This is a genomic window from Clostridium sp. (assembly GCF_050717515.1).
Taxonomy (GTDB): Bacteria; Bacillota; Clostridia; order Clostridiales; family Clostridiaceae; genus Clostridium_AD.
This window is the reverse complement of sequence record NZ_JBOITL010000032.1, coordinates 75122-98385: the sequence shown is the minus strand read 5'-3', so window position 1 is coordinate 98385 and position 23264 is coordinate 75122. Positions and strand designations below refer to the sequence as shown.

At 33.0% G+C, this 23264-nt stretch carries 19 protein-coding genes; 6 read left to right on the top strand and 13 right to left on the bottom strand.

Annotated elements, in window-relative coordinates:
* Positions 1-11 precede the first annotated feature (11 nt).
* On the bottom strand, positions 12-1343 hold the full coding sequence (gene ssnA / locus ACREV6_RS16510; protein ID WP_431579138.1) for a putative aminohydrolase SsnA: 1332 nt from the start codon (positions 1341-1343) through the stop codon (positions 12-14).
* 329 nt (positions 1344-1672) lie between these two features.
* Between ssnA and dpaL the strand changes: the two genes are divergently transcribed.
* The 5 genes from dpaL (at position 1673) to ACREV6_RS16485 (ending at position 7939) form a co-directional block, all read left to right on the top strand.
* Positions 1673-2884: a diaminopropionate ammonia-lyase gene (dpaL, locus tag ACREV6_RS16505; protein WP_431579137.1), complete on the top strand. Its 1212-nt coding sequence runs from the start codon at positions 1673-1675 to the stop codon at positions 2882-2884.
* Positions 2885-2943: 59 nt separating this feature from the next.
* Positions 2944-4254 carry a YgeY family selenium metabolism-linked hydrolase gene (locus tag ACREV6_RS16500; protein WP_431579136.1) on the top strand — a complete coding sequence of 437 codons (1311 nt, stop codon included), beginning with the start codon at positions 2944-2946 and terminating at the stop codon, positions 4252-4254.
* A gap of 81 nt (positions 4255-4335) precedes the next feature.
* Positions 4336-5529: a knotted carbamoyltransferase YgeW gene (gene ygeW / locus ACREV6_RS16495; protein WP_431579135.1), complete on the top strand. Its 1194-nt coding sequence runs from the start codon at positions 4336-4338 to the stop codon at positions 5527-5529.
* Positions 5530-5627: 98 nt separating this feature from the next.
* Positions 5628-6557: a carbamate kinase gene (gene arcC, locus ACREV6_RS16490; RefSeq protein ID WP_431579134.1), complete on the top strand. Its 930-nt coding sequence runs from the start codon at positions 5628-5630 to the stop codon at positions 6555-6557.
* Positions 6558-6586: 29 nt separating this feature from the next.
* Positions 6587-7939, top strand: coding sequence for a uracil-xanthine permease family protein (locus ACREV6_RS16485; RefSeq protein WP_431579133.1), 1353 nt, complete (start codon positions 6587-6589; stop codon positions 7937-7939).
* A gap of 99 nt (positions 7940-8038) precedes the next feature.
* Here the strand turns inward: ACREV6_RS16485 and ACREV6_RS16480 are convergent, their stop codons facing one another.
* From ACREV6_RS16480 to ade, 11 genes are all read right to left on the bottom strand, one after another.
* On the bottom strand, positions 8039-9397 hold the full coding sequence (locus ACREV6_RS16480) for an NCS2 family permease (RefSeq protein ID WP_431579132.1): 1359 nt from the start codon (positions 9395-9397) through the stop codon (positions 8039-8041).
* A 513-nt stretch (positions 9398-9910) separates the two neighbouring features.
* On the bottom strand, positions 9911-12382 hold the full coding sequence (locus tag ACREV6_RS16475) for an ABC transporter permease (protein WP_431579131.1): 2472 nt from the start codon (positions 12380-12382) through the stop codon (positions 9911-9913).
* On the bottom strand, positions 12379-13140 hold the full coding sequence (locus tag ACREV6_RS16470; RefSeq protein ID WP_431579130.1) for an ABC transporter ATP-binding protein: 762 nt from the start codon (positions 13138-13140) through the stop codon (positions 12379-12381). The genes ACREV6_RS16475 and ACREV6_RS16470 overlap by 4 nt, the downstream gene beginning before the upstream one ends.
* Positions 13141-13170: 30 nt before the next feature.
* On the bottom strand, positions 13171-13326 hold the full coding sequence (locus ACREV6_RS16465; RefSeq protein ID WP_431579129.1) for a hypothetical protein: 156 nt from the start codon (positions 13324-13326) through the stop codon (positions 13171-13173).
* A gap of 109 nt (positions 13327-13435) precedes the next feature.
* Positions 13436-13711 (bottom strand): hypothetical protein, encoded by a 276-nt coding sequence (locus ACREV6_RS16460; RefSeq protein WP_431579128.1) that lies wholly within the window; start codon positions 13709-13711, stop codon positions 13436-13438.
* Between the two features lie 86 nt (positions 13712-13797).
* Positions 13798-13995 (bottom strand): hypothetical protein, encoded by a 198-nt coding sequence (locus ACREV6_RS16455; RefSeq protein WP_431579127.1) that lies wholly within the window; start codon positions 13993-13995, stop codon positions 13798-13800.
* Positions 13996-14168: 173 nt separating this feature from the next.
* A complete protein-coding gene (gene xdhC / locus ACREV6_RS16450) occupies positions 14169-14657 on the bottom strand; it encodes a xanthine dehydrogenase subunit XdhC (protein ID WP_431579126.1) in 489 nt (162 codons plus the stop codon).
* On the bottom strand, positions 14650-15537 hold the full coding sequence (gene xdhB / locus ACREV6_RS16445) for a xanthine dehydrogenase subunit XdhB (RefSeq protein ID WP_431579125.1): 888 nt from the start codon (positions 15535-15537) through the stop codon (positions 14650-14652). The genes xdhC and xdhB overlap by 8 nt, the downstream gene beginning before the upstream one ends.
* A 19-nt stretch (positions 15538-15556) precedes the next feature.
* Positions 15557-17836 carry a xanthine dehydrogenase subunit XdhA gene (gene xdhA / locus ACREV6_RS16440; protein ID WP_431579124.1) on the bottom strand — a complete coding sequence of 760 codons (2280 nt, stop codon included), beginning with the start codon at positions 17834-17836 and terminating at the stop codon, positions 15557-15559.
* Complete coding sequence (locus ACREV6_RS16435; protein ID WP_431579123.1) at positions 17833-19197, bottom strand: 8-oxoguanine deaminase; 1365 nt, start codon at positions 19195-19197, stop codon at positions 17833-17835. Before ACREV6_RS16435 ends, xdhA begins: the two co-directional genes overlap by 4 nt.
* Positions 19198-19402: 205 nt before the next feature.
* On the bottom strand, positions 19403-21127 hold the full coding sequence (ade, locus tag ACREV6_RS16430) for an adenine deaminase (protein ID WP_431579122.1): 1725 nt from the start codon (positions 21125-21127) through the stop codon (positions 19403-19405).
* A gap of 244 nt (positions 21128-21371) precedes the next feature.
* On the opposite strand from ade, the gene ACREV6_RS16425 reads away from it, so the two are divergent.
* A complete protein-coding gene (locus ACREV6_RS16425; protein WP_431579121.1) occupies positions 21372-22013 on the top strand; it encodes a helix-turn-helix transcriptional regulator in 642 nt (213 codons plus the stop codon).
* 193 nt (positions 22014-22206) lie between these two features.
* On the opposite strand, the gene ACREV6_RS16420 is transcribed toward ACREV6_RS16425, so the two are convergent.
* On the bottom strand, positions 22207-23184 hold the full coding sequence (locus ACREV6_RS16420) for a 2-hydroxyacid dehydrogenase (protein ID WP_431579120.1): 978 nt from the start codon (positions 23182-23184) through the stop codon (positions 22207-22209).
* Positions 23185-23264 lie beyond the last annotated feature (80 nt).

Here is a 23264-nt window from a genome sequence, read left to right as displayed (position 1 = left end):
TAAATTTATTTTTAACTATTTATTTTATTCCATAGTTTACTTGATACTTCTCTTGATTTTGCCATGATTTTCTCAGAATCAGCAACCATAATTTTACGGTCCTTCATAAGAACTTTACCATTTATCATAGTAGTTGTTACACATCTTCCATTAATTCCAAATAAGATATGAGAGTTTGCATTATCCGCATTTAATGGTGTTAATGGATCATATTCTGCTACTATAATGTCAGCATAGGCTCCTTTTTCTATAACTCCAACAGGTTTTTCAAAAAATCTATTGGCAATCTTTGCATTGTTATCAAAAATCATTAGTGGTACTTCTCCCCATGCAACCGTTGGATCACAGTTATGGTGCTTTTGCAAAATATTTGCAACCTTCATGGACTCAAACATGTCGCTTGTGTACCCATCAGTTCCAAGCCCTACAGTCAATCCTTTTCGTACAAACTCTAGAACAGGTGTGCATCCAACAGCATTCCCCATATTAGATTCTGGATTATGTACTACCATTGTGTCTGTTTCCTTCAATAAATCGATTTCAGCAGGGTTAATGTGTATACAGTGAACAGCAATAGTTTTGCTTCCCAAAATATCAAGGTCAAATAAATGATTCACTAATCTTTTATTGTATTTTTTTAATGAATCGTATACATCATCTATACCCTCTGCCGTATGCACATGATATCCTGCATCATAAGGCATATTTTGCGCGCAATATTCAAGGGTCTTATTACTTAATGTAAATGATGCATGAAGTCCCATCATACCCTTTTGCATATCAGAAGAATCATTTTTAGCAGCCTTCATGAATTGAACGTTTTCACTAACAGCTTGTCTCATTTTTTCCTGTCCATCTCTATCAGAAACTTCATAACATAAGGATGTACGAATACCAAGATCCTTAGCTACATCTGCTATCTGAAATAAACTTCCTTCAATACTACCGTAACTTGCATGATGGTCAAAAACAGTTGTAACACCATTTCTTATACAATCTATATAGGTTGAATATGCACTATATTTTGTATCTTCTAAAGTTAATGTTCTATCTATTTTCCACCACATTCCGGAAAGTATATCTCCAAAGTTTTTAGGGTTATAACCTTTAATAGAAAGCCCTCTTGCAAAAGCACTATATATATGATGATGAGTATTAATCATACCTGGCATAATTAAACCATTTTTAGCATCTACAAACTCAGCACCCTCATACTTTTTCTTCATTTGCTGCGTGGTTCCCAGATCAACAATAATATTAGCATCAATACATACACAACCATCCTCAATAAATGTATTCTTAGCATCTCTAGTCAATAGCTTACCATTACCTATTAATATCATATTACCCCTCCTAAATATATTTTTAAAATAATACAGAATTAATATTTAATTAATTATTCTAATTATTTTTATTATTCTATAATTATTCTACCATTTTTGCCAGAGCTTAGTCAATTTTTTTTTAAAAGTTTTTGCAAGAATAAAAAAAAATTGTATTTTTTCATTGATTTTTAAAAAATATACTGATATACTAAATTTATAAAATATTTGCAAAATTTAAAAATTTGTGATTTATTACCTGACTAATGATAAGTTAATTATGGATATTTAAAATATTCAGTCTACAATTACATAAGTATAAAAAAAATAAAATTTTTGGAGGTTTTATTATGAATAAAACAAAGTGGGTTCGAAATGAACTACCTAAAACTAATAATGATATGCTAAAAATAATGTCACATGAAAAAATTGCTAAGGCAGCTTCTTTTCATAAGAGTTTTCCAGAATATACTAAAACGCCTTTAGCTAAACTAGACAATATGGCTAAATTCCTTGGTCTTAAAAATCTGTATGTAAAAGATGAATCTTATAGATTTGGTTTAAATGCTTTTAAAGTCTTAGGTGGTTCTTTTGCTATAGGTTGTTACATAGCAAAAAAATTAGGTAAAGATATATCTCAGCTTCCTTATAATGCTATTACATCAAAAGAAGTTCTTAAGGACTTCGGTCAGACAACTTTCTTTACAGCAACTGATGGAAATCACGGTAGAGGACTTGCCTGGGCAGCTAATAGATTAAACCAAAAATGTGTAGTTTATATGCCAAAAGGTTCATCAGAAATTAGACTTAAAAACATTCAAAAGGAAAACGCTATAGCTACAATAGAAGAAGTAAATTACGATGAATGCGTCCGCATTGCAATGGCAGAATCTGCAAAAGTTTCTGGTTCTGTAGTTATCCAGGATACAGCTTGGGAAGGTTACGAAGAAATTCCTACTTGGATTATGCAAGGTTATGGAACAATGGCAATGGAAGCGAACGAGCAACTGCATGATGATAATTGTGATGCACCAACTCATATTTTCATACAAGCAGGCGTAGGGTCTCTTGCTGGTGCAGTTCAAGGATATTTTGCAAACGTTTATCCGAATAATCCACCAATAGTTACTGTGGTAGAACCAAATAAAGCAGATTGTATATTCCGTTCCGCTTCAGCTAAAGATGGTGATATAAGAATTGTTACTGATGATATGCAAACAATTATGGCAGGACTTGCCTGTGGTGAACCAAATACAATAGCATGGGACATTTTAAAAAATAATAGTTCATTCTTTGTATCTTGCCCAGATAATATTTCTGCTAAAGGTATGAGAACATATGCTGTACCTCTTAAGGGAGATCCTAAAGTTATTTCTGGTGAATCTGGTGCTGTAACAATGGGTGTTCTTTTTGAAATCATGAAAAATGATGAGCTAAAAGATTTAAAACAAGCTCTAAAGCTTGATGAAAATTCAAAAGTTCTATTGTTTTCAACAGAAGGAAATACTGACCCAGATTTTTTCCGTGAAATCGTTTGGAATGGTGATTATTCATCATTATAATATATATTAATATTAGATAAAAAATTTATAATTTATACTAATTATAGGAGGAATGTATTATGGATTTTAACGCTATTAAAGAAAAATCAGAGGGTTATAAAGCACAAATGACAAAATTTTTACGTGACTTAATTGCTATCCCTGGCGAAAGCTGTGGAGAAGAAGGTGTTGTTAAAAGAATAGAGAAAGAAATGATTTCTCTTGGTTTTGACAAAGTAGAAATTGATCCACAGGGAAATGTTTTAGGTTATGTTGGAACAGGTAAAACTCTTATAGCTTTTGATGCTCATATTGACACTGTTGGTCTTGGAGAGCTCAGTAACTGGACTTTTGATCCTTATATAGGTTTTGAAACTGAGGAAGAAATTGGTGGACGTGGTACGTCTGACCAACTTGGTGGTATCGTATCAGCTGTATACGGCGCTAAGATAATGAAAGATCTTTGCATGTTAAGCGAAGAATACACAGCTCTTGTAGTTGGATCAGTACAAGAAGAGGACTGTGACGGAAACTGCTGGCTTCAAATCATAGAACAAGGCAAAATCAAACCTGAATTCGTTGTAAGTACAGAGCCAACTGATAGCGGTATCTACAGAGGACATAGAGGACGTATGGAAATTCGTGTTGATGTTAAGGGTGTTTCATGCCACGGTTCAGCTCCAGAAAGAGGAGACAACGCAATCTACAAAATGGCTGAAATATTAATGGATATCAAAAACCTTAACGCAAATGATGCTGCTGATTCTACAGAAATCAAAGGTCTCGTAAAAATGTTAGATAAAAAATATAACTCTAAATTTGAAGAAGCGAACTTTTTAGGACGTGGTACTGTAACTACATCAGAAATATTCTTTACTTCACCAAGCCGTTGCGCTGTAGCTGACTCTTGCGCGATTTCATTAGACCGTCGTATGACATCTGGAGAAACTTGGGAAAGTTGCTTAGAAGAAATTCGTCAACTTCCAGCTGCTAAAAAATACAATGCTGAAGTTACTATGTATAAATATGACAAAGAAAGTTGGACTGGACTTTCATACCCTCAGGATTGCTACTTCCCTACATGGGTTATTCCTGAAGATCATGCTGTTGTTAAGGCCATGGAAGAATCATACAAGGGAATGTTTGGAACAACAAGAAGCGGTTCTAATAGCACTGATGAAATGAGAAAAGCTCGTCCGCTTACTGATAAATGGACATTCTCAACAAACGGTGTTGCTATAATGGGTCGTCATGGAATACCATGCATAGGATTTGGACCTGGTGCAGAATCTCAAGCACATTCTCCAAATGAAGTAACTTGGAAAGATGATCTTGTTAAATGTGCTGCTGTATATGCTGCTCTTCCAACAATTTATTGCAAAAATAAATAAAGTCCTATGTTGCTAGAAATGCTATTTCTCTTCACTAAGCAATGAAAATAAATAATCTTAAATAAAAAGGGGACTATTAAAATGGCTTTAATGGATAAATACGTAACCAAACTTGACTCATTAGATTTTAAAAAAATGTATAATAATGATTTTCTACTTACATGGGAAAAATCAAAAGATGAATTAGAAGCAGTTTTCACTGTTGCAGAAGCTCTTAAAGAATTAAGAGTAAATAATATATCATCAAAGATTTTTGATAGTGGCCTTGGAATTTCACTATTCCGTGACAATTCAACTCGTACAAGATTTAGCTTTGCTTCTGCTTGTAACCTCCTTGGTCTTGAAGTTCAAGATCTTGATGAAGGAAAATCTCAAATTGCACATGGTGAAACAGTAAGAGAAACGGCTAACATGATTTCTTTCATGGCAGATGTTATAGGAATCCGTGATGATATGTATATCGGAAAAGGCAATACTTATATGCGTGAAGTATCTAAATATGTACAAGAAGGTAATGATGAAGGCACTTTAGAACAACGACCAACTCTTGTTAGCTTGCAATGTGATATAGATCACCCTACTCAATGTATGGCTGATGCTCTTCATATTATAAATGAATTTGGCGGAATTGAAAATTTAAAAGGTAAAAAAATAGCTATGTCTTGGGCATATTCTCCATCATATGGTAAACCACTTTCAGTTCCTCAAGGAATAATAGGACTTTTAACTCGTTTCGGTATGGATGTTGTTCTTGCACACCCTGAAGGTTACGAAGTTATGAGTGAGGTAGAAGAAATTGCAATGAAAAATGCTAAAGAATCTGGTGGTTCATTTACAAAAACAAATTCTATGGAAGAAGCATTCAAAGATGCTGACATAGTTTATCCTAAAAGCTGGGCTCCATTTATTGCTATGGAAAAACGTACAGATTTATATGCAAAAGGTGACCAAGCTGGTATAAATTCACTTGAAAAAGAGCTTCTTGCGCAAAACGCTGAACATAAAGATTGGCAGTGTACTGAAGAACTTATGAAAACAACAAAAGATGGAAAAGCACTTTATCTTCACTGTCTACCAGCTGATATCACAGGACTTAGCTGCGAAGTTGGAGAAGTTGATGCTTCTGTATTTGACCGTTACCGTAAACCGCTTTACAAAGAAGCTAGTTATAAACCTTATGCAATAGCTTCCATGATCTTCTTAAGTAAAATTAAAAACCCACAGGGAGTTTTATCTATGCTTGAGAAAAACAATATAAGCCGTAAAATAAAATAATTTTTCAAATTACTTTTATATTAAAAGGCTAGAGTGGATTACAACTTCTACCTAGCCTTTTGCTATATAAAATTAAATTTTTTTAGGGGGACGATATTATGAAGAAAAAAATAGTAATTGCCTTAGGTGGTAATGCTCTTGGAACTAATTTAGAGGAACAAATGGTGGCTGTAAAATCTACCGCTATAGCTATAGTTGATCTTATAGAAGAAGGAAATGAAGTTGTTATATCTCACGGAAACGGGCCTCAGGTTGGTATGATTAATATTGCTATGAGTGAACTTCATAAAAATAATCCTAAGTATTCACTATGCCCTATGTCTGTATGTGTTGCAATGAGCCAAGCCTATATTGGTTACGATTTGCAAAATGCGCTTAGAGAAGAACTTCTTAGCCGTAATATAAACAAAAATGTTTCAACAATAATAACGCAAGTCCAAGTAAACCCTAAAGACAAAGCCTTTGAAAATCCAACAAAACCTATCGGAAGTTTCATGACAAAAGAAGAAGCTGATATTGCTGTTAAAAATGGTAAAGTGGTTATTGAAGACGCCGGTCGTGGGTATAGAGAAGTTGTTGCTTCACCAAAACCAGTAGGTATTGTTGAAATTGAAACAATAAAATCACTAGTTGAAATGGGACAAGTTGTTATCGCCTGTGGTGGTGGTGGTATACCTGTTATAAAAGAGGGAAATCATCTAAAAGGTGTAAACGCTGTCATAGATAAGGACTTTGCTAGTTCCACTCTTGCAAAAGAACTCCATGCAGATTGTCTTATTATTTTAACAGCTGTAGAGAAAGTTGCTATAAACTATGGCAAACCAAATGAAAAGTGGCTTGATAAAGTTACTACTTCTGAAATTAAACAGTATGCAAGTGAAGGGCACTTTGCACCTGGTTCAATGCTACCTAAAGTGGAAGCCGCAATTGATTTCGCCTCATCAAAAGAAGGAAGATATTCACTTATAACATTACTTGAAAAAGCTAAAGATGGTATAGCAGGTATTACGGGGACTATTATAAAATAATTCAAATTAAATCCTGAGGGGGAGTTTTTATGAGTTCTAATCAAAAGTCTTTATTATTCCAATATGACGGCAAGCCAACACTCAAAGAAATTATACCACTTGGCATGCAGCACGTTGTTGCTATGATTGTGGGCTGTGTTACACCCGCCCTCATAATTGCTGGAATTGCAAACCTTACTGCTGCGGATAAGATTTTGCTTGTGCAGTCCTCACTATTTTTTGCTGGTATAGCAACTTTAATTCAAATATTTCCACTAGGTAAATATATTGGTTCCAGGTTACCTGTAATTATGGGAGTAAGTTTTGCATACGTTCCAACCCTGGTAGCTATTACTGGAGAATTTAATATTGCCACAGTTTTTGGGGCCCAAATAATAGGTGGAATAGTTGCAATATTTTTCGGAATATTCCTTAAAAAGCTTATAAAATTCTTTCCACCACTTGTTACTGGTACAGTTATATTCTCCATAGGATTATCCCTGTATTCAGTTGCTATTAAATATATAGCTGGAGGTGTTGGTTCTCCAACTTTCGGTTCTCCTAAAAACTGGGCTGTTGCTCTAATAACACTTGCTGTTGTAATGTTTTTAAATTTCTTTACTAAGGGAACTCTCAAACTAGCATCTATTTTAATAGGTATGGTAGTAGGATATATTATTTCTTATTTCCTTGGAATGGTATCCTTTGATGCATTTGCTGCAGCTGGACTTTTTCAAGCTCCAACCCCACTACACTTTGGTATAAATTTTAATGCTACTGCTATAATATCTATGGCTATAATGTACATTGTAAATTCTGTTCAAGCTATAGGTGATTTATCAGCCACAACAGGTGGTGGTATGGATAGAATTCCTACTCATAAAGAGCTTTCCGGTGGTATCATTGGAAATGGATTTTCAAGTGTAATTGGTGCACTATTTGGTTGTATGCCAACTGCAACATATAGCCAAAATGTTGGTATAGTAATTACAAATAAGGTTATCAACAAGTGGGTATTCGCTTTTGCTTCTTTTGTTGTAATTTTAGCAGGTCTTATTCCTAAATTTGCTTGTTTACTTACAACTATTCCTCAATGTGTTCTTGGTGGCGCAACAATCTCTGTTTTTGCAACAATAACAATGACAGGAGTTAAAATGATTGCTTCAAATGATCTTACAATGAGAAATTCAGCGGTGGTAGGCATTGCAATTGCACTAGGTCTAGGTATTGTTGAAGTTCCTAATGCATTTGCTCTATTCCCAACATGGTTTATATCTATATTTGGTAAATCCTCCATTGTTGTTACAACATTAGTTGCAATAGCATTGAATCTTATCTTACCTAAAGATAAACCTGAGGATGTTATTATTACTAATGCTAAAGGTCAATCAAAGGACATGTAAATAAGAATTAATTAACTTTTACACAATAAAAAACAATTCGTTATATAAATATTACGAATTGTTTTTTATTTCTGATTTAGTATATTTCTAATATCTTTATTATTGTCGGCCAGTAAAATATAATTTAGCAATGAATAATCCTGCCAAAATATAAATTACAATTGAGACCTTCTTCCTCTTACTGTGGTCCTTAGTGAATATATTATTTATAAAATTTATCACCGCATAAGAGAGAATCCCCATTGTTAATCCGTCTCCAATACTATAAGTTAAAGGCATTAGTGCGATAGTTAGGAAAGCAGGAACTCCCTCTGTAAAATCGCTAAAATCTATTTTAACTATGTTCTCCATCATGAAAAATCCTACAACTATCAGTGCAGGTGCAGTTGCACAAACTGGTATTGCAACGAACAAAGGTGAAAAAAACATTGCTATTAAAAATAATATTCCTGTTATAACTGATGCAAGTCCAGTCCTAGCACCTTCTGCAAATCCCGCTGAGCTTTCTACATAAGTAGTTACAGTTGAAGTCCCAAGTACGGCTCCTACAGTAGTACCTACAGCATCTACTAGTAGTGCACGTCCACAATTTTTCACGTTACCATTTTTATCAACCATTCCAACCTTTGAAGCAACCCCTACCAAAGTCCCTAGAGTATCGAAAAAATCAACAAATAAAAAAGTTAGCATTATTACTAAAAATTGCAATATCTTAGTTGAATCAGTTAGGTATGAAAAATTCAGTTTAAATGCAATTGGTGATATTGATTCAAATTTAAATATACCTTTTGGTGTACTTATTCCATAAGTAGTTGCCGCTACTGGTGATATTATTGCAAATAACCAAGCGAGTAGTGTGCTTGCGGCTATTCCCCATAATATAGCTCCTCTAACTTTTTTCTTTGACAACACTACTATTATAATTACTCCTATGACAGTTATTAATACTGTTGGCTGTGTAAAGTTACCCATAGCTACCTTTGTAAATTTATTACTAACTACAATACCAGCATCTACAAATCCAATAAATGCAATGAAAAGTCCAATTCCTGCGGTAACTGCCAATTTTAAAGTTGTTGGTATAGCATTAACTACTGCTTCACGAACATTAGTTAATGATAATATAATAAAAACAATTCCTTCTAAAAAGACCGCTGTTAATGCCACTTGCCATGGAACTTTTCCCACTATAACTACAGAAGCAAAGAAAGCGTTTAATCCCATTCCTGATGCTAATGCAAAAGGAAGATTAGCATATAACCCCATAAAGATTGTAGTAAGTCCTGCTGTTAAACAAGTTACCGTTACTATAGCCCCTGACGGCATTCCAACAGCAGGATCCCCTAATATGTTTGCATTAACTGCAATAATATATGCCATAGTTAAAAATGTGGTTATTCCTCCAATAACTTCTTTTCTTACGTCACTTCCATTTTCTTTAATCTTAAAATATTCCATTTAGTTCCCCCCATGTTTTTTATTATTAAGCTCTAGGAATTATTCGCAGAGCAAAATTTTAAATATAACATATAAAATATATAACTAATTGGGTTTAATTTACCGGAAATCGTTTTCTTTTTTAAAAAAGCACTTATACTTTACTTTTTTCTATGCGACTCATTAAATATGACCTCCATTTCTTTAGATTACCACCCTACTAAATGAAAGTCAATAAACTTGCAAAATATTTTTCAAATTCAAAAAATACTTCGCAAAGCTAATTATAGCTTCTTCAGCCTTAGGGCATCTCATAGGAATAGGTCCTACAACACCGAAGGCAAGGTGTACATTTTTTACTAAGTTTGCAAGTTACACTACATCCAAGGGTTGCAATATCCGCACTTGTAACTCCAATTGTTCCAATGTTTCTTACATAGAATACTTTCGATTAATAACGCTTCTACTTCTTGACCTAATTAAATAGAATCTTTTTATATTCAGAGTTTTTACTGCTTGCACTTAATCTTTAATTTACCTTTCAACCTCCATAATCTCTGAGCTAATTTTTCTTTTAGCTAATGATATAGACAATGGAACAAAAATAATTATTGCTAATAATATCATTGCTACTAGTACATACACATTCATCATAATATTAAATTTAAAATACGAATTTGGCTCCATTAAAGCGGTAACTAAATAAAACATATTCCCTAGTATTAATCCCATTATTCCCCCAACTAATATAAACACTAATACTTGGGTCATAATTACCTTTACTAACCCCTTTTTACTTATTCTTAAGGTCCTTAATATTGCATACTCTTTTCTTTTTGAATTTATATTATTAATTAAAGAATTAAACACGCCTAAAACCACCGATACTATTATAAGAAATAGAGCTATAAGAAATATTGACCATCTTTGGATAACGAACTTATCTATTTCTTTAAGAGCTTGATTTAATGTTTCCCACTGCAATTCTTGATATTTATCATTAACTGAGGGCAACTCCGATAATACTCCCTTCTCATTATTGGTAAATATTAATAACTTATATAATCTGGTATAACTACTAATAAACCTTTCATTTTGCCAATCAATAATGGCATGAGAATCATTTACTGAACTCTTATCCATTATTGCTACAACTTGTAATTTACCATAGTCAATCCCCTCGCCTGAGCGTATGCCATGAATATATTTAGAGACTGCTATTTCATCTCCCACTTTGATATCATTCTCTGTGGCAAAATTTTTAGACAGTATAATTTTATCCATTATACCACTATTAAATTTAGGTATTAAACCTTCTTGTTGTAGCTCTTTAACATCTGCCATAATATAGTTAAGGTATTCTTGCGACCCTCTTATATTTGTAAAAACCAAACTATCATTATAGCTTAATATAGAAGACCTTCTTACATCCTTTAATTTGTCTATATCTTGTTTAAGATTATGTGATAACATTGTATTTGCCCCGTTTTTACTTGTTACTATTATATTGGAAACATATTCTTCCCTGCAAATCTGTTCATTTGTCCCTTTTATGGTATTAAAAGCACTACCTCCAAAGGATGCAATAATTGCCATAGTAGATATAGATAATATAATTACTGTATTTTTTTTCACTTGAGGTATAAGATTTTTAATAGCAACATAAGATTCATTTCCTCCTAGATATTTTAGAGGTATCAATAATAGATTTAGTAGCTTCTTGCTATAATAGGGAAATACTAAATATACTAAACTAATGACAATTAGCATACCTGTTGCTCCAAAAGAAATATCATGTCCGATAACAAAACCATATAAAATAATACTTATAGCTGCGCCACCCAGTAAATTAACCATTGCCTTATCAGGCTTTTTATTGCCATAATCTAGTTTCTCATTTTTATTTGTTATACTAAGAGGTAATATTTTTTTGCTTTTTAAAGCTGGTCCAATCGTTAGTAACTCTAATATAAGAAATGAAATAATTGCAACATACAGTGCAACGGATATGGAAAATTCATTTTTAATATTATCTAATAAAAAAGCTTTGTTGAAGGTAGTAAGTAAGTAGCTATTTGTGACATATGCAGATAATATCCCCATTACTACTCCAATAATATTTATAAATGTACATTGAGCTAAAACAATATAAAAGGCTTGTTCTGCACTTCCTCCAATAGACCTAATTACTGCAAACTGCCCCCTATAATTATATAAAAATGTCTGAAAGCTCCCCAAAATAAACAGCCCACTCATCACAAGCACTAAAACTGCTAAAACTTTAATAAACACATCTAGAGCTTGAATATTTTCTAAAGAAAGTGAATCATTCTCTGCTATATCAGTGTTTATATCCCTATCAATTTGTTTTATTTGATCTATTATTTCTGAATTAAACTTTCTATCCTTTGTTTTAATCATTACCGATGTAGCCTCAGTATTGCTACTTATAATCTTTTTTAGAGTTTGTCTATTCACAAGCATAATTTCTGGCGGTGCCTTGTCACCAATTGAATAATTCAATATCTCAACAATTCTAAAGTTATGATCATTTAATTTAATATTACCTCCGACCTTAAATTTCATGCTTTGCGCAAGTAATTTACTTATAATAATATCATTTTCCCCTATGTCTTCCGTATACTTATATTTACTTTTCATTATATATCCATTATCAATTCCTAATGTCATAACATCTCTGTCAGATAATTTCACAATACTTAGTAATACTTTTGAAATTTCTTTAATATTTGGTATTAATGATATTTTGCTAATTAGACTCTGATCAATACTCTTGCTTAAATCAGCATTGTAACTTACTATTATATCTACAACTCCATACTTTTTGATATTTTCTTGTTCTAGCGACTTCCTAGCACTAGTTGTTAAGTTGAACATACTTAATATTAAGCAAACCGATAACATTATACTAAAAATAGAAGAAAAGGTAATAATCTTATTAGATCTTAAGAATCTAAATGGAATAGCTTTTATTGATCTAATCATTCCCTTACCTCCAATATTTTTTTAAACTTATCTAGTATAATGTTTATATCACCCTTTTCATTATTTTTATTGTATTGATCCACTATTTTTCCATCGTGGAAAAATAGAATTCTATCAGCATAAGATGCCACCATTGGATCATGGGTAACTATTATAATACTTTGATTTAATCTTTTCTTAGCTTGTACTATAATTTCCAATATTTCCATAGATGTATTGTAATCAAGATTCCCTGTTGGCTCATCTGCCAGTAATACTGGTGGCACAGTTATTAACGCTCTTGCTATAGCAACCCTTTGTTGCTGACCTCCTGATAACTCAATAGGCCTATGTTTTCTCCATCTATGTAGACCAATTAATTCTAATTGTTTCTGGGTTAATTCTGATACCACCTCTTTACTTTCTCCTTTTAATATAAGCGGTAGAGCTATGTTTTCTTCTACAGTTAAATCCTTAAGCAAGTGAAATGATTGAAAAATAAAACCTATATTCTCACTTCTATATTTTGTTGCATATGGTTCTAGGTGGTAATCCTTTATTTCCTTATTATCTATAAATATTTTACCTTCTGTGGGGGAATCTAAAGCACCAATTACATTTAAGAGTGTGCTCTTTCCTGATCCACTTGATCCCATTATCGCTAACATCTCGCCTTTGTATAGACTTAAACTTATTCCTTTTAGAGCTTCTACTTTGCTATGCTTGCTCGTAAACGTCTTGTATAAATCTTTTATTGATAATACTTCATTTCTATCCAATTTGTCGCCTCCATTTTGATTATAAATATCTTATACATACCAATTGGCTTGCGCTAAATACATCCTCTTGTACACTCCATTTAATGCCATAAGTTTATCATGGCTACCTTGCTCTACAATTCTCCACTTCTGTAACACTATAATTTTATCAGCATATCTTGTTATTCCTAATCGATGTGATATCATTAAAGTGTAAGTCATTGTAATTCTATCTGTTTTAATTTTACTATATATTGACTAAAATTAAAAGTTTTATAATATATAGTTATATTTTCCTTATACTTACCCCTTGTTTTTATTTCTGGAACCACTGCGGGTTAAATCCTATGTTCCTTCTAAATGTATGCACTACTCCAATCATTCCAATTTGCCAAAGTACTCCTCCCTTTTTACTCCTTTTCTTTTTCTGATAATCTTCTCTATTTTTACGGTTTACACCATTTGCAAACTCATTTATAACCTTATGCACCATGTCTTTCAGATTCTCTCTATTCCAAAAAAAATATTTCCTGTACTCAGCAGGTATTGTAAATACACAATGTCTATGTGGTACATCTAAAATTTTACTCACTTGTTTCTCTACCCATTCATTTATATATTTTTTACTGCATTTACTGCAAAATCTACTTTTGCATGTAAATCCTACTTTAAATACTTCTAAACATTAAAGCATATATATGCCACAAAACATAAAGCAATATCCCCGCATCTTATCATTTTCATTCCTTCGATATTCATGTGTTCTCTCATTTTTTTAGGATACTTTTCTTTATTCATTTTCCAAAACTTTGGATAATTATCTTCAAATATTTGTTTTATAGTAATCTTATTTTTTTCATGATTTAATCTTCTCATATTTATCCTTTTTTTCTAACTATTTGTTAGCTAGAATGTTATCCACAGCGGTTTCCGCAAGCTGTTTCCTATATAATAAAAAAAAAACAATTCGCATTATTAGATAAAGCGAATTGTTTTTTTATTTCTGTTAATTATATCAATTTATTATACAAAGCATTTCATTATAATTCTTAATTTTTACAATCTTTACAACGATGCTTTTTAGTTTTTTCTACAGCATTTAATATATTTTCATAACCTGTGCAACGGCAAAGATTACCAGAAAGCTCTTTTTTAATTTCTTCTTTTGTATACTCCTTACTGTCTTCAAGAACAGGTATGGATGACATAATAGCTCCACATGTACAGAACCCGCATTGAACAGCTGCTTCGTCAATAAATGCTTCTTGAATATCTGATATATTCCCATCAGCGTCCATAAGTCCCTCAACTGTACGAATTTCTTTACCTTCTGCCCAAATTGCAAGATAAATACAAGAATCAAATGCTTCACCATCAATAAGAACAGTACAAGCTCCACATTCTCCAACCTCGCAACCTTTTTTAACACTTGTAAGGCCTAGCTGATTTCTTAGAACATCCGTAAGCGACTCTCTATCATCTATCATAATTTCTTTAGGTTCACCATTTACTGTGCATTTTAAAATTCCATTAGCCATTGATTACGCCTCCTGATTTTCTTATTGACTCCTTTAAAGCCCGTTTGCTGAGTTCGCATACAAGCTGAAGACGAAAGTCTTTAGATGCACGCCAAGAAGAACGAGGGTTAACTTCGCTTTTTGCAACCTCTGCAAAAATATTGAACATCTCCTCAGAAATTTTCATTCCCTTTATAGCTTCTTCAGCCCTGCGGCATCTCATAGGAATAGGTCCTGCAACACCGAAAGCAAGATGTACATCTTCAATAGTATCTTTTTCTTTACTAAGTTTGCAAGTTACACTACATCCAAGGGTTGCAATATCCATTGCATTACGCATAGCATATTTAATATAATTACCTGTAAAATTCTCATAATTTTCTTTTGTAATATAGATAGCTGTAAGTAATTCACCATTTTTCAAACTAACTTTTCCTGGACCTACATAGTATTCTGAAATAGGAATAACTCGAAGACCATTGGGCCCTTCAATTTGAAGCTTAGCATTCAGAGCAAATAACGTGGATGCACTATCCGCACTTGTAACTCCATTTGAAATGTTTCCTCCAATTGTTCCAATGTTTCTTAATTGTGGCCCTCCTATATCATCAACAGCTTCCCCAAGTACTGGAATATATTTTTGAATAATAGGATTTTTTGTTATATGTGAAAAACTTGTAATGGCACCTATCTTTATACTGCCATCTTCACCAAGTGTTATTCCTCTTAGTTCCTCCAGTCCATAAATACTAACAAGGGAGCACCCTGCAAGCTTGCCATGACGAATGCTTATAAGTACATCACTTCCGCCTGCAATAATTATGGATTTAGGATCAGCTGCAAGATGCTCTATTGCATCTTTAACTGAAGTTGCTTGATATATTTTTTCTATATCATACATTGTTATTTCACCTCTACCTTTATATTAAATTTTCCTGTTTAAATTTTTCTACAAGTCTTTGTGGCGTTAAAGGTGCAGTATTAAAATTAACTCCTGTGGCACACAGTACCGCATTTCTAATTGCAGGTGCAACTGGAATTGCAGGTGGTTCTCCTAGTGCCTTGTTACCAAAAGGTCCTGACACATCGTAAGTTTCCACAAACTGTGCTTCCAAATGTGGTGTATCCATAGTAGTTGGAAGCTTATAATCAAGTAGATTATCATTGAGCATTCTACCTGTCTTTTCATCAAATAAAAGTTGCTCAGTTAAACCATAACCCAAACTCATGCTCATGCCACCATGTACCTGTGCTGCAGCAAGTGCAGGATTAAGAATTGTGCCACTATCATGAACATTAATAACCTTAATAACTTTAATTTTACCCACAGGGATATCAACTTCAACCTCAGCAAAACATACTCCAAATGCAAATGTATTTGATTTGCATTGATTTGTTACCTCCGATGTAATGTGAACGGATTTTTCAGTATTATAAAGTGCATGCATAGAAACTTCTTTAAGTGAAGCTAAAATTTCACCTGTTTCACTATTTATAATATTATTATCTTTAAGATCAATATTCCCTATAGGAAGTCTTAACATAAAATTTGCATGTTCTATTATTTTTTCTTTAAGTTCCATAGCGGCTTTTTTAGCAGCCATACCTGATACATAAGATTGTCTGGATGCATAAGCACCGGTGTCAAAGGGTGTAATATCAGTATCTTGAGTTGAAATTGTGTGTACGTTTTCAATAGGAATATCAAGAACCTCTGATACCATTTGTGCAAATACCGTATCTGCTCCTTGACCTATCTCTGTGGCACCCATTTGAACCTGAACAGATCCATCTTGATTAAGTACAATCCTACAAGCTGCTGTTTCCAGTGATATTGGGAAAACGCCTACCGCATAACTAAATATTGCCATACCAACACCACGCCTTACAGGCCCTGTTTGATTTTGGTACTCTATAAGTTTATTATCCCAATCAATATATTTTCTACCTTTCTCAATGCATTCTGCTAGGCCATTACTATTACATTTAACCTGATTATCAACAAATCCTAATTTCATAGCATTAAGTTTTCTCATTTCAATCTTATCTAGACCCAATTTACTTGCTACATCATCAACATGAGATTCAAGAGCAAAAGTAATTTGTGGTATACCATAAGCACGCATAGCACCAGAGGCAGGCATATTTGTATAAACTGAGTACATATCACCTTTAGTTGCTACTTCATCTTGATATATCTGTTTAAATGCATGACCTGATTTATTTGTCACACTATGACCATGGGATGCATAAGCCCCTTTGTTACCATACATTTCTAACTTTCTTGCAACAAATCGTCCATTTGCTCTCACATAACTTTTAATTTTAATTTTCATAGCAGTACGCAGACGAGTATTTACAAAATCTTCTTCTCTTGAAATATCAAGTTTAACACATCTTCCGCCAATAACCTTACATAAATAAGCATTAAGTGGCTCATAAAGAACCTCTTGTTTATTTCCAAATCCTCCACCTATATATGGTTTAATAACTCTTATTTTACCCCAATCAATACCAAGAGCTTGCCCAATTACACGTCGTACAATATGAGGAATTTGAGTTGATGTTACCACTACTAACCTTTTACCCTCAGCATAGGCATAGGATATTGGATTTTCAAGATGACAATGTTTAACAGGAGAAAGTTCATACTCTCCTTCAAAAACAATAAGTCCTTCTTCTTTTATAGCATTATCATAATTACCAATTTCATAGCTTGTGTGTGCAAGGATGTTTCCTGGATACTCCTCATGAATCCTATTTGCTCCTTCTTTTAAAGCAGCATCAATAGAAATTATAGGCTCATATTCCTCGTATTCAACTTTTATAAGATTAATAGCTCTTGCGGCAGTTACACTATCTGTAGCAACTACAGCTGCTATATCGTCACCATAATATCGAACTATTTTATTTAGTAATTTCCTATCTGCAATATCCATATGGGCAGGATCTAGTGAATATGGATGCCCTGCTGTTGGATATTGAATATCAGGAACATCAAAGCAAGTTACAATTTTCACAACTCCCTTAAGTTTCATAGCCTCCGAAATATCAATGGTTTTAACCTCTCCACTTGCAATAGTACTATGAAGAACTTTAGCAACAAGCGCATTATTTAATTTAAAATCATCTGTAAATTGTGCACGCCCAGTTACCTTATCAAAAGCATCAACCCTATTAATACTTTTTCCTATACTCATTTTATGCCTCCTTGTATAAATCTTTTTGCCACAGCATGGCTTTCATTATAGATTTTTTCTTCATCAATATTTATAAGTTTACCATCTTTCACAACAATCTTACCGTTTACAATTGTATAATCCACATTACCTTTAAAGCCAACAGTACTAAGTAAAGCTTTAGGGTCAAGACCCGCACCTACAAGCTCCAATCGGTTAAGATTTATCATAAATAAATCTGCTGCCATTCCAACAGATAACTTTCCAATATCATCACGTCCAAGAACTCTTGCACTGCCTTTAGTTGCTATTTTAAGTATGTCATATCCTGTGGGTGCACTTTTACCTGAGTTTAATCTATGGAGTAAAAATGCAACTCTCATCTCTTCAAGCATGTTTGAGCCGTCATTGCTTGCACTTCCGTCAACCCCAAGCCCAACAGGCACATTAAGCTTTAACATTTTGGGAATCTCTGCAATCCCTGATGACAATTTCATGTTAGATACGGGACAATGGGTAACACCTGTGCCAGTCCTTGCAAGTGTTTTCAATTCATCATCGTTAAAGTGAATACCGTGTGCAAACCACACATCAGGACCTACCCATCCCAAGCTTTCCATATACTCCAGAGGTCTCATATTAAATTTTTCTAAAGTAAAGTTTTCCTCGTCCACTGTTTCTGCAAGATGTGTGTGGAGTCTAACCCCCAGTTTTCTAGCAAGCACTGCTGATTCGCTCATTAAAGTTCCCGTAACACTGAATGGTGAACAAGGAGCAAGTGCAACTTGCCTCATAGAAAAACGATTTTTATCATGAAATTTTTTCACTAACCTTTCACTGTCTTTTAAAATCTCATCAACAGACTGAACCACAGTATCTGGTGGAAGCCCACCATCTTTAACACTTAGGGACATACTTCCTCTAGATGCATACATTCTCATACCAAGTATTTGCGCCGCCTCAAATTGGGCTTCAATGAGATTATTTTGATTTTCAGGAAATACATAGTGATGGTCAAAACAGGTTGTACAACCCGTTTTTAAAAGTTCCCCCATTCCACAAAGGGAACTGTGCATAATAACATCACTGTTTACATTTTTCCAGATTTCATATAAATATTTTAACCATGGAAATAATTCCATATTTTGAACCTCTGGAATATTTCTACTAAAAATCTGATAAAGATGATGATGTGTATTAATAAGCCCTGGATACACTACCATATCTGTTGCATCTATAATCTCATCGGCCACCTTAAGATTTTTTCCAATATATTTAATTTCACCATTTTCAATATACATATTTATATTTTCAAATAAATTTTCATTATCGTCACATGTTACAAGATATTTAATATTTTTCAAAAATATTGAATTTTTCATAATTCTCTCCTAACCTACTCTTCTAATAATAGCATCTAAATGTAATGAAATTAGTACATAAATATAAATTTAGTATATCATTACAAAAAAGTAAGTCAATATTGTTTTGCAATTTTTTTTTAATTTTGCAATTTTTTTTAAATTAGGTATACCTAATTTCAGCAGCCAAGAGAGTTAATTCAGAAATTTAAAATTATGTATATGCTTATAAACTGGTAAGTTCAAATTTTATAACATCAAATAAGCCTTTATCAGTAATCTTAAGTTTTGGAATAACTGGTAATGCCATAAATGCTAAGGTCATAAAAGCATTTACATTATCATTAATACCCAATTCCTCCATGGCAATTTTATTAAGTTCTTCATGACCTTTTGATACAGTCTCTAAATCACTACTAGACATAATCCCTCCAATATCTAAAGGTAAACAACCTTTTACCTCTCCATTTTTTACAATTACCAGGCCTCCACCAATTTCTATTATCTTTTTGACAGCTATTTTAACATTCATTGGACTATCACCTATAACCACCAAGTTATGTGAATCATGCGCTATAGTCGAGGCAATAGCTCCATTCTTTAGACCATATCCTTCAATTAAACCTTTACCAATATTACCGGTTCCACTATGTCTTTCAAATACATAAATAGGTAAAACATCAACTGCTTCATTATATATGTAGTATCCATTTTCATCTACATTCACTGCCCTAGTTACATTCTCTGTAAAAAGACTGTGATCCATAATTTTAATTACTTTTGCAGATTCGGAAGATAATTTTATTTTTAAATCCTCCTCTGTAAACTCTTTTATACTAACACTGTTGGATACAATTTCTAAAAGTTTTTTATCTTCCTTTATAGACTTATACCAATCATCCGCTATGTGTTTACCTTTTTTAAAAGTTTTTAACACATTAAAGTCCGTCAAATTATCAACTATTATAAAATCTGCTATATAACCAGGAGCAATAGCACCAAGATTTTTAAGACCGTAACATTCTGCTGAATTTAATGTGCCCATTCTAATTGCAGTTATAGGACTAACCCCCGCTCTTATAGCAAGTCGAATGTTATTGTCTATATGACCCTCATGTAAAATATCCTTAGGATGCCTGTCATCCGTACAAAAGGTAAATCTACGCTCATTAAAGGGATTTACAGCACCAACTAAATCCAGTAAATTCTTTGCCGCTGAGCCCTCTCTTACTGCAATATAAATGCCATTCCTAAGTCTGTCTAATACCTCTTTATGGTTCATACATTCATGGTCTGTTTTAACACCGGATAATGCATAGGCATTTAACTCTTTTTCTTTTATAATAGGCCCATGGCCATCTACTATTTTATGATATTTATCAGTAAGTTGTAGTTTTTTCATGATGCCTTCATCTGTAAAAACAACGCCTTGATAGTTCATTAGTTCCCCAAGGCCCAATACTCTTTCATGTTGCATAAGTTCTTCTAAATCTTCTGCTTCTAATATTGCACCTGATGTTTCAAATATGGTAGCTGGAACACAAGATGGTAGCATTATATACACATCAAGAGGAAGATTTTCACTAGACTCAATCATGTACTTTATACCCTCAAGACCTTTAACATTAGCTATTTCATGACAATCAGAAATAACAGTGGTGGTCCCCCTTGGTAGTACAGCTCTTGCAAATTGATATGGTGAACCCATAGATGACTCTATATGAACATGGGAATCAATTAAACCCGGAACTATATATTTCCCTTCACCGTCAATTACCTCTGTAGCTTCATAATCACCAATACCAACAAATATACCCTGACTAATGGCTAGCTTACCATATATTATCTCCTGTGAAAAAACATTTACAACATTGCAATTTTCAATGACTAAATCTGCTTTTTTTCTACCTGTAGCTACCTGTATTAAACTTTTGGTTTTACTTGATTTCATAGCAAAACATTCTCCTTTATGGTGCTTTATTTCATCAGATTACCATTTAAGAAAATAAAAGTCAATAAAGTTTACAGAATGTTTTATCAATTTTTTCTTCATAGCATTAAAAAAATTTTGTAAATTAAAATTTTTTTTCATATATTATGTTGATTTTAAAAATAAACATTGATATACTTAATTCATGTAATATTTGTAAGTTTCTTTAATTTTACACTTTATAATATGAATTGTGAGGTTTTGTATGGAAAACGATTGTAGTTTAGATTTTCTAAAAAGATTAGCAAAAGGTATTTCAACTCAATTTGGACGAAATTGTGAAGTAGTTATTCATGACATATCATCTGACCATGTAGATTACCCAATTATATTTATTGAAAATGGTCATGTTACACACAGAGATACAAGTACTAGCGCTTCCCGGATTGTTTTAAATGCTTTAAAACATGTTTCTACATCACTGGAAGATAAATTAAACTATATTACCAAAACTCATGATGGTAAGGTTTTAAAGTCAAGTACCATCTATATACGAGATAGTGAAAATAAGCCTACTGGGATATTTTCTATAAATTATGATATTACTGAGCTTACTATAGCTAAAAATTGCTTAGACTCAATGATTAGTCATAAAGAGGATCCTGAAGATGTAAGTAACATTCCTCAGAATGTAAATCAACTACTAGATGACTTATTAGATGAATCGGTAAAAAAAATAGGGAAACCTGTGGCACTTATGAGTAAAGATGAAAAAATACAAGCTATTCAATTTCTTAATGATGCTGGGGCTTTCTTAATTACAAAGGCTGGCGATAAAACAGCAAATTTTTTTGGTATTTCAAAATACTCTATATACAATTATATAGATATTAAAAATAAATTTTAATATCATTTAAAAATAAGGCGGTATGAAAATAGCTGTAGATGAAGCGATTGTCGGAATGGCAAATAATGATGGCCTTCCTTTTGGAGCAATTCATTGGGCAAAAATAAAAAAACTTTATTAGGGTTCAATATTAGACAATAAAGCAAAGGCACTCCTATTCACTCATCTGAATGGGGGTGCCTTTTTATCTACATTATTTTAACACTTCTATATTAACACAAGTATTAGGATTCTCACCCGAAAGAACTTTAATAATATTATTAGCAGCAATTAGTCCCATATTCCTTCTGGTTTCCATAGTAGCTGACGCAATATGCGGAACAATAACAACATTATACATATCTAAAAGCTCTTGCTCAATCTCTGGTTCATTTTCATATACATCAAGTCCAGCTCCCCATATTTCACCTTGCTTGAGGGCTTTAACTAATGCTTTTTCATCAATTACTGAACCTCTAGATGTATTAACAATAACTGAAGTTTTTTTCATCATTGAAAATTCTGACTCACCAATATAGTGAGTAGTAGAAGGTAAAAGTGGTACGTGTAATGAAACAAAGTCCGCTTCCTGAAGTAAGGTTTCTTTATCCACATAAATAGCACCTAATTCATTTTCTATTTTATAATTATGCCTTAGACCAGTGTAAAGAATTTTCATATCAAAAGCCTTAGCTTTTTTTGCAAAGTTAAATCCAATCCGTCCTGCCCCTATAAGTCCTAGTGTCTTACCAGTAATGTCCCGTCCAAGAAACATCATAGGATCCCAACATTGAAAAGCACCATTTCTTGTAAATTTATCTGCTGCCACTATTCTTCTAGATACCGCCATCAGCAATGTCCATGCAAGGTCAGCAGTTGCATCATCTAACACTCCAGGGGTGTTTGTAATTATTATTCCTCTTTCAGTAGCTGCCACTGTATCAATATTATTATAACCCACACCATAATTAGCAAATATCTTACACTTAACGCCAGCTGCCTCAAGAACCTCACTATCAATATTATCAGTTATAAGACATAAAACTGCATCCATACCTTTTACCTTTTCTAAAAGTTCTTCTCTTAATAAAACTCTATCTTGCGAATTTACTTCTACATGGAAATGTTCTTCTAAAAGTTCAATAGCCTCATCTGGTATTCTTCTTGTTATGTAGACTTTTTTCTTATCCATTATATTTCACACTCCTTGTATTTCTCTTGAATAGAGTCCTTTAATTACAAATATATTTTTTACTATGTTTAAATAAATTC